Below are 1,521 nucleotides of genomic sequence, written 5' to 3' on the forward strand. Positions count from 1 at the left end.
AGCTGGAGGCCGCCTTGGAGAACTATCCCGGCGCCCTCATCCTCGTCAGCCATGACCGCGCGATCCGCAGCCGATGGCAGGGCGCGCACCTCGCCCTGCCATCGGCCCCACGTTCCGAGGACACGGCGAAGGACCACGGCCATGCCCCTTCCACCGAGGAGACCCGTGACACCCCACCCAGCACACGCGATGATCCGCGAAACGCGGATAGCGGGGCCTGATGCCGGCCCCTACGACCTGACCTGCGGCCCCGGCGGGGAACTATGGATCACGATGGTCCACGCCGGGCAGATCGCACGGCTGGCCCCCGACGGTCGCCTCGACTCCTACCAGCTCATTCCAGCCGCCTGCGGGCCATCGATCATCACCGAGGGGCCGGACGGCGCGCTGTGGTTCACCCGTAACCGCGACCACCAGATCGGAAGGATCACCCTCGACGGCGAGACCAGCCCCTTCCCCACTCCTACCCCGGACAGCGGGCCCTTCGGCATCACCACCGGCCCGGACGGCGCCCTGTGGTTCACCGAGATGAACAGCGGCCGGATCGGACGCATCACCACCGACGGCACGATCACCGAGTACCCGCTCCCCGTAGCGGGCGCCCTCCCGGCTGCGATCACCACCGGGGCCGACCAGACCGTCTGGTTCACCCTCAACCAGGCGCACGCGATCGGCCGCATCACCCTCACCGGGCAGACCGCCCTTCACCCGCTGCCCACCCCCGGCGCCGCCCCGGTCGGGATCTGCCGGGGCACCGACGGCGCCCTCTGGTTCGTCGAGATCGCCGCCGGTCAGATCGGCCGGATCAGCCCGGCCGGGCACATCGAGGAGTTCCCCCTCCCCGACCTAGACGCCCGACCCCACGCGATCATCGCCGACCCGGCCGGAGGCTGCTGGTTCACCGAATGGGCCGCAGGCCGCATCGGGCACATCACCCCAGCCGGAAAGATCGACGAATACGACCTACCGACACCCTCCAGCGAACCGCACGGCCTCACCCTCACCGAGAACAGCGCTCTCCACGTAGCCCTCGAAACCGGGAGGCTCGCGCATCTGGAGCGGGCATGAGGTGAGTGGCGGACCTGACCCTGGGTGCTGTTCCCAGGATCACGCTGGCTGGGGCGTCCGGAGCGTCGCGGCTGCTGTGCCGACTCGCCCGGGACGACGGACCCCTGGTAACCAGCGGCAACCGTCGCTGGACGGTCTATACGCGCCGCGCGTCGTTCTATACGCACCCAAGAAGTCCTACGCGCGCGTATACCGACGCGCGCCTCGCCGCCGATCAAAGATGGCTCTACGCCAGCGGCCCGGTGAACTCGGGGCTCGGCGGCATGGTCGACACTGCCAGATGCTCTGAACGTTCGTTCGATCCGATTGATGATGTCTCGATCGCCGCGATCATCGCGCATCATCCCTGGTCAGAGCCCGGGTAGTGACCGGTCGGACAGTGATTTCAGGGCCAGCAACCAAGATCGATCGGTTCGGATACTGGTACACATGGCCCACCACGCTCCGTAGCTA

3 protein-coding genes are annotated in these 1,521 nt (G+C 68.4%); all 3 read left to right on the plus strand.

Annotated elements, in window-relative coordinates:
• Nucleotides 1-221, plus strand: a 221-nt coding sequence (locus AC08ON_RS10865; RefSeq protein ID WP_476616895.1) for a hypothetical protein, incomplete at its 5' end; no start/stop codon positions are given.
• Nucleotides 190-1,068 carry a Vgb family protein gene (locus tag AC08ON_RS10870; protein WP_476608625.1) on the plus strand — a complete coding sequence of 293 codons (879 nt, stop codon included), beginning with the start codon at nucleotides 190-192 and terminating at the stop codon, nucleotides 1,066-1,068. The genes AC08ON_RS10865 and AC08ON_RS10870, both read left to right, overlap by 32 nt.
• A 5-nt stretch (nucleotides 1,069-1,073) precedes the next feature.
• Nucleotides 1,074-1,433, plus strand: coding sequence for a hypothetical protein (locus tag AC08ON_RS10875; RefSeq protein WP_476608624.1), 360 nt, complete (start codon nucleotides 1,074-1,076; stop codon nucleotides 1,431-1,433).
• Nucleotides 1,434-1,521 lie beyond the last annotated feature (88 nt).

The organism is Frankia sp. CoWAU3 (assembly GCF_977971855.1).

Excerpts from the sequence above, each read along its gene's own strand:
- AC08ON_RS10870 (WP_476608625.1), top strand. The coding sequence starts at position 190 with ATGATCCGCGAAACGCGGATAGCGGGGCCTGATGCCGGCCCCTACGAC.